This is a genomic window from Caulobacter sp. 602-2 (assembly GCF_011043625.1).
Lineage (GTDB): Bacteria > Pseudomonadota > Alphaproteobacteria > Caulobacterales > Caulobacteraceae > Caulobacter.
On the sequence record NZ_JAAKGT010000010.1, the window covers coordinates 193,153 to 200,014 of the forward strand.

At 70.1% G+C, this 6,862-nt stretch carries 4 protein-coding genes; all 4 read right to left on the reverse strand.

Annotation, left to right across the window (positions count from 1 at the left end):
• Positions 1-27 precede the first annotated feature (27 nt).
• Positions 28-1,929, reverse strand: coding sequence for an O-antigen ligase family protein (locus G5B46_RS18845; protein ID WP_165261357.1), 1,902 nt, complete (start codon positions 1,927-1,929; stop codon positions 28-30).
• On the reverse strand, positions 1,919-4,138 hold the full coding sequence (locus tag G5B46_RS18850) for an AAA family ATPase (protein ID WP_165261359.1): 2,220 nt from the start codon (positions 4,136-4,138) through the stop codon (positions 1,919-1,921). The genes G5B46_RS18845 and G5B46_RS18850 overlap by 11 nt, the downstream gene beginning before the upstream one ends.
• A gap of 60 nt (positions 4,139-4,198) precedes the next feature.
• Positions 4,199-5,518: an outer membrane beta-barrel protein gene (locus G5B46_RS18855; RefSeq protein WP_165261361.1), complete on the reverse strand. Its 1,320-nt coding sequence runs from the start codon at positions 5,516-5,518 to the stop codon at positions 4,199-4,201.
• Between the two features lie 105 nt (positions 5,519-5,623).
• On the reverse strand, positions 5,624-6,196 hold the full coding sequence (locus G5B46_RS18860; protein WP_165261363.1) for a hypothetical protein: 573 nt from the start codon (positions 6,194-6,196) through the stop codon (positions 5,624-5,626).
• Between the last annotated feature and the right edge of the window lie 666 nt (positions 6,197-6,862).

Genomic DNA, 6,862 nt, shown 5'->3' on the forward strand with positions numbered 1-6,862 from the left:
GTTTTCGCCCCCGCGGGGGCGACCGCTTCAGGGCAGCTCCAGGCGCAGCGCCGTCAGTTGCAGGGCCATGCCCACCCGCCCGGCCGGGTTGTGCAGCGCATTGGCCATTTCCACGAAAGACTTGCTGTAGCGTCGGCGCCTGTATTCGGCGCTGAGGTGATAGATGGTCTGCGTCCGCGCGTCGGGCGTCAGCCGATCCCAGCGCTCGTAGGCGAACATGGTGCGCGCCCGGAACAGGCTCGATTGCAGCGGAGCCACGGCGTAGGAGCGCTCCAGCGCCTGAGCCGCCGGCCCGTCCAGCCCCGCCGCCGCGTCGATCGCCGCCCGTCGCAGCCAGGCCGAGCCCGAGCCCGGCCGCAGGGCCAGCTCTCGCCGGCTCAGGCGATCCAGCCGCGCCAGATCCTCCGCTCCCGGATTGCGCACGGCCAGGCCGCGCTCGATGCTGCTGGCCAGGGCGTCGGCGGGGGCGGTCGGCCAGGCCGAAAGGTCGCCGCCCAGCTTGGCGGCCAGCATGGGGCCGGCCAGCAGCACCGCCGCCAGAGCGCAGGCGCCGCCGCCGGCCAGGGCCAGGCGTGCGGGGGCCGGATCAGGCTTGGCGCCGCGCGCCTCGCGCCGGGGCGCGACCAGCCCGCCGACCACGCCCAGGCCCAGCACCGCCAGCGCCTGGATGGCCGGCACCTGCAGGGCGAAGTCGCTGAGGCCGTGGATCAGGAACACGGCCGCCGCGCAAACCGCGCCGCGCGCCCAGACGCCGGCTCCGCCCGGACCGAAGGCGGCGCGCGCGATCGGGACCAGGCGCTCGACGAACAGGGCCGCCATCAGCCCCGCGCCGACGATCCCGGCCTCCTCCAGCCACTGGACGTAGAGATTGTGCACGGCGCGCACATTGTGCAGCTCGCGCAGGCCGGCCTCGGTCATCAGCATCTGGTTGACGGTGGTGAACGAGCCCAGGCCGTAGCCGAACCACGGCGACGACAGGAACGCCCGCCAGTGGGGCGCGATGATCTGCCGACGGATGTCGAGGTCGTGCTGGGCCAGGTCGAAGCGCTCGGACACCAGGCCCGCGCCGTTCAGGCCCAGGGCCGCGACCAGCAGCAGCGCGGCGCAGCCCAGGACGACGGCGCCGCCGCGCGACATCCGGCGGCCGGAGAACACCTGCCACAGCGTGAACAGGCCCGCCCCGGCGGCCCCGGCGATCAGCCCCCCGCGCGAGGCGGTCATCAGCAGGCAGACGACCAGCAGGGCCACGAGACCGGCCAGGGCCACAGCGCGCGGGTCGCCCTTGCGCAGCATCCCCGCCCCGCCCCGGCGCAGGCGCTGCGCCAGGCCGGCGGCGGCCATCACCACCCCGGCGGCGAACACCGTGGCGGCGCTGTTGGGGCCCAGCAGGGTGGCGCTCATCCGCCCCTCGGCGCGCACGCCGACGTGCTGCACCAGGGCCCCGGCGGCGTAGATCCCCAGCGCCCAGAGCATGAACGCCAGCAGGCGGCGGCCGCGCGTCTGCGAGGCGCCCACCACGCGGGCGGCGACATAGAGGCAGAACAGTCCCAGCAGGTTGAGCCCGTTGAGCAGCACCGCCGAGCGGTCGGGCGTCGCGCCGCCGAGGCTGTCGGGCAGGTAGGTCCAGACCGGATGACGCCCGTCGGGCGTCCAGGGCGTCAGCGGGGCCAGCACGGCCGCCAGCAGCAGGCCGGCCAGCACGGCCGGAACCGTCCAGCCGCCCAGCCGCGCCAGGTCGCGACGGGCCCAGCCGCAGGCGGCCAGCAGGATGACGAGGAACAGGGCGTAGAGCCCGGCGAAGACGGCCGCCACGGCCGTGTCGCTGGCCCCGAACGCCAGAACGGCGCTGGAGACCAGCGCCGTCAGGCCGATGCAGGCGGCGGTTTCGGACCCCGCTAGCCGCCGGGTCCGAACCCCGTCAGTCCGCATAGTACTTGCGGTAGCTCTTGTAGTAGTAGCCGGCGTCGCCGTAGCCGTAGCGGGACTGGGCCTTCAGGTCGACCTGGGTCAGGGCCACGCCCGCCAGGAAGATGCCGCGCCCTTGCAGCAGCGACAGGGCCGTGGTGATGGCCTTGACCGGCGTGCGCTTCCAGCGGGCCAGCATGACCACGGCGTCGGCGTGCGGCGCCAGGATGCGGGTGTCGGCGATGGCCAGCAGCGGGGCGGTGTCGAGCAGCACCACGTCGAAGCGCTGGCGCAGTTCGGCCAGCAGGCGCTGGAAGGCGGCCGAGCCGAAGACGTCGCGCGGCGTGTAGGCCGACTTGGTCAGCGGCAGGACCTTGGCCCCGCTCTCGTCGGCGTAAAGCGCCTCGTCCAGCGTCGCCGCGCCGTTCAGCACCTCGACGAGGCCGACGGTCGGCGCGGTGGGCAGGAAGCGGTTGATGGCGCCCTGGCGCAGGTCGCAGTCGACGACCACGACATTGGCGCCCGAGGCGGCCAGGGTGCGGCCCAGCGAGAAGGTGGTGGTGGTCTTGCCCTCGCCCGGCAGCGACGAGGTCACCGCGATGACCTTCACGGACTCGCCGACCTTGGAGAACAGGATCGCCGCGCGCAGCTTGCGCAGGCTTTCGGCGAAGCTGGAGAGCGGCTTGTTCAGCAGGTAGTCGGGCGGCGCCAGGCCACGGGCCGCGCGGGCGTCGTCGAGGGTCGAGCTGAGCAGCGGCACCGAGCCCAGATAGGGCACGCCCAGGCGGCGCTCGACCTCGTCCTCGGTGAACAGGCCGGCCATCATGACCTCGGCCAGGACCACCGCGGCGCCGCCGGCGCCGAGAGCGGCCACCAGGCCGATCAGCAGGTTCAGCGAAGGCTTGGGCGCGCTGGGCTTGGTCGGGATCGTCGCCCGCGAGATCACCCGCGCGTCGGGCTGCTCGATGCCCTGCTGGGTGGTGGTCTGCTTGAAGCGGGCCAGCAGGGATTCATACAGGGTGCGGACGGACTCGGCCTTGCGCTCCAGCTCGGCCAGGCGGATGCCGGCGCGGTTGTTGCCGGCCAGGGTGCCGCGGGCGGCGCCGACGCTGCCGGCGACCGAACCGGTGCGCTGGCGCGAGATCTGGGCCTGGGCCTCGAGGTTGGAGATGATGCGCTTGATCTCGGCCTGGATCTGCGTGTCGATGTCCGACAGCTCGCGACGGGCCTTGATCAGGTCGGGCCAGCGCTCGTCGTAGCGCTCGGCCATGGCGTTGACCTGGGCGCTCTTCTCGGCGCGCTGCTTGCGCAGCTGCTGCACGACCGGCGAGTTCAGGGACTCGCCCAGGTCGTCGCCGTTGCTGCCGCGGGCCAGCTGGTTGCGGGCGATGCTGAGACGGGCGTCGGTCTCGGCCTGCTCCGCGCGGGCGGTGGCCAGCTGCTGGTTCAGGCCCGAGATCTCCTGCTCGGTCAGGGTCGCGCCCTGGGCGCTGAGCAGGTTGTTGGCGATCTTGTACTGCTGGACCTCGGCCTCGGCCTGCTGCAGCTGGCCGCGCAGGTCGGCCACGCGGGTGTCGAGCCAGGCGTTGGCCTGCTTGGTGGCCTCGAACTTCGCTTCCAGCTGTTCGGTCAGGTAGAGGTCGGCGAAGGTGTTGGCCAGGCGCGCGGCCTCGGCCGGATCGGGATGGGTGTACTGGACGGTGATCAGGTAGGTGACGCCGGCGCGGCGGACCGTCAGGCCGCTCAGCACGCGATCGACGATGCGCTCGCGCAGGCGCTGGGCCGCGGCCGGATCGTTGGCGGCGGTCGGCGCGACCGTGCTTTTCAGGAACGGCAGCCAGGCCTTGACGCCCTTCGCGCCGGCCAGGTTGGGATTGTAGTACGGGTCCTGGTCGAGCTTGAGCTGGTCGACCACGCGGCCGGCCAGCGAACGCGAGCGCAGCACCTCGACCTCGGTGTCGACCACGGCGCTGTCGGCGGGCAGGCCCGACAGCACGGCGTTCATGTCGGTCACCTGCTCCTGGCGCACGTCGATCATGACCTGGGCCTGGGTCGAGTAGAGCGGCGTCTGCTGCAGGGTGAACAGCACCACGGCCACGAAGACCGCCAGGGCCACGGCCGCGAACAGCCGCAACCGTCGCCGGAAGATCGCGATGATGACGTTGAGGTCAAACGCGGGCGCTCCGGCGTCGGACGCCGGAGCGATCGGGTTCTCGAAGGTCGAGCCGTCCATCATGCGCACTCTCAGTGGTCGATGACCCTCCGCTAGAGGAGGGTCGCGACCTTTTTTGGACTAGAACTGCAGGGCGACCGAAGCGGCCAGCTTGTTGTCGGTGAAGCTTTTGGAGGCCTGGGCGCCGTCCGACTTCTGCTTCAGGTAGGTATAGGTCAGGAAGACCCCGACGCGACGGTTCATCAGATAGGCCACCGAAGCCTTGGCGCCGGAGCGCTTATCTTCGCGGTCGATGCCGTCATAGTCGTCCTTGCCGTAGTTGGCCTGGCCCGACAGCAGCACGTTGCGCAGCAGCTCGTGGTCGACGGCGACCGAGCCGCCGCTCGAGATGAAGCCGCCCGAACCGGAAGCCACCGATTCCTCGATGCTGCGCGCGGCGTTGAAGGTCACCGTCGTCAGTTCGGTGGGGAACCACTCGACCTGGGTCTTGGTGCTGAAGCCGTCGAGGTTCTTCGAGGTCAGGCTGCCGATGTTCTTGTAGTCGTCGTAGCTCTGCCGCATGTAGCCGGCGTCCACCTGGCCGCGCAGGGCCTGGGCCAGCTCGAAGTCGGCGCCGAACAGCAGCACGAAGCCGTCGGAGTCGCGGCTGTAGGCCGGCTGGGCGGGCGTCGCGCCCGAAGCCGGCACCGCCGGGTTCAGGATGTCGTAGTTCTTGGTGTTGCCGGTCAGCGAGACGTACAGCGCCGTGTCCGGGCTGATCGCGTAGTCGGCCTTCACGCCGTAGAAGAACTCGTCGCGGTCGCGGGTGTCCTGCTCGACCACGCCGCCGGCCCCGTTCACGCCGTCCTCGTAATCGAACAGCTTGCTCTCGAACTTGCCGGTCAGGCGCAGGCGGTTGAATTCCTTGACGCCGGTCAGCGAGGCCGTGGTCAGGTCGTACTGGATCGGCTTGGCGGCCGACAGCGGCGAGGTCGGGGCCGAGCGCGGCTCGGTCAGCTTCTGGGTCTGCAGGCCGGCCGACACGTTGGCGCCGCGGACGATGTCGACGCGACCATTGACGCCGAAGGTGTATTCCTCGGTGTTTTCGGTGTCGAAGTCCGAATAGCGGTTGATCGTCGACGAGGCGAAGAAGCCCAGCGAGTGGCGCGACCAGTCCGAACGCACGGCCAGCTGGGGCTTCACGCGCCAGATGGTGTCGTCGGTCTCGCCCGTGGCCACGGCGTAGATGTTGTCGTCGCGTTCGACGTCCACGGTCAGGCGGGGGTAGGCCATGAAGCCGCCCAGGCGCACGCCGGCCGCTTCATAGTCGGGGCGCGGGCGCTGGCGCACGCTGGTGTGCTTGTCGCGCTTGAAGCTGGACGCTTCGCTCTGGGCCGAGGCCACCTGCGGCGCAGCCGCGACGAGAACAGCCGCGATGGCGGCCGAGGCAAGTATCTTCATGGTCTATCCCCACTTCGACGACTTCCGCCGTCTTTCGGAAACCCGACACAAACAAAAAAGGTGTCCGTCGCCGGACGAGGCCGGCGTTGATCTCAGATAAAGGTCTTAGGTGCCGCAGTAGTCGGCGGTCACGCCGGCGCACGGATCATAGGCCGCCGGCGGAGCCGCCGCGCCGCCGTCGCCGCCACCGCCCGCCGCGCCCTGAAGGCTGACCAGCACGCTGACCGAACCGCCGCTGGTCGAGGAGGTGACCGTGGCGGTCTGGCCGGTGGCGTTCAGCTGGGCGACGACGGCCGGCGCGTTGGCGACGGTCGAGGCCATGCCCGGAGCGACCGAGGCGGCGACCGAGACGGCCACGCCGGCGCTGATGACGTTGGAGGCCACGGCCTGGATCAGCGCGGCGGCGATCGCTTCGGGCGCGGCGCCGCTGGCGGCCAGGGCCGCGGCGACGGCGGCCTGGATGGCGGCCAGCTTCTGTTCGGGCGTCTTGGCCGCGAAGCTCGGATCGGCGGCCGCGGCGCGGGCGGCGGCGGCGATCGTGGCCTGCAGCGAGGCCGCGCTCGGTGGCGCGGTCGAGGCCGGCGTCGCGCCGCCCTGGACGGCGGCGGCGGTCGAGACGAACGGCGCGACGGCAAGGGCCAGGCCCGCGACGACTGCGCCCACGAAACGCGATGACATGGCTTACCCCCTGTTAAGAATTCGCGTTCCCTATAGGCCTCAACCCCAGGCTATTCCAGCCCTAAAACATTATAATAGTTAATCCAACGTCCCAAACTTGCGACATTGCACATAAGCGACACAGTTCCGCGACGGTCTGCTTGTGATCATGTCAATTCTTGCGACATCAGCATGACGCAGGCCCAAACCGGGGCCCCAGCGCACGATCTATCCTTCCTGGCGAATATTTCCCGCGAGGATGGTCTCTCAATTCCAGAACCTGACAAGCTTCGCAGTTAGGAAGCTCGACAGTGAAACGGTTTGATTCAACCGTGGGTTATACTCAAACGATCATATGATCAGTTTGCGGATTCACCGACGTCGGCGCGTCAGGCGACGAAATTCTCGACGCAGGGGTCGCTCGAGGCTTGGCCAAAGCAACAGACCGACCAGGGCGGCGATGACGGCGACGGCGAACAGCAAGCTTCCACTCCTGGCTGCAGGCGACATACAACCCAAACGTGACTTTTAGACCAGAGTCCGCGTCGCGCACGAGACGCTTCGGCATTTTCGCGGCGGCGCCCAAGCCGCATGCAGCCGACGACTTGTCTCGCGCCCCCGATTGGCCGATTAGCGGGCGGCAGGTTCGGATCCTCCGGCCCGCCCCATCCGTGGAAAGAGGACATC

Bases quoted from the DNA above. Each gene is read 5' to 3' on its own strand.
- G5B46_RS18845 (WP_165261357.1), bottom strand. From the start codon at position 1,929: ATGCGGACTGACGGGGTTCGGACCCGGCGGCTAGCGGGGTCCGAAACC.
- G5B46_RS18850 (WP_165261359.1), bottom strand. From the start codon at position 4,138: ATGGACGGCTCGACCTTCGAGAACCCGATCGCTCCGGCGTCCGACGCC.
- G5B46_RS18855 (WP_165261361.1), bottom strand. From the start codon at position 5,518: ATGAAGATACTTGCCTCGGCCGCCATCGCGGCTGTTCTCGTCGCGGCT.
- G5B46_RS18860 (WP_165261363.1), bottom strand. From the start codon at position 6,196: ATGTCATCGCGTTTCGTGGGCGCAGTCGTCGCGGGCCTGGCCCTTGCC.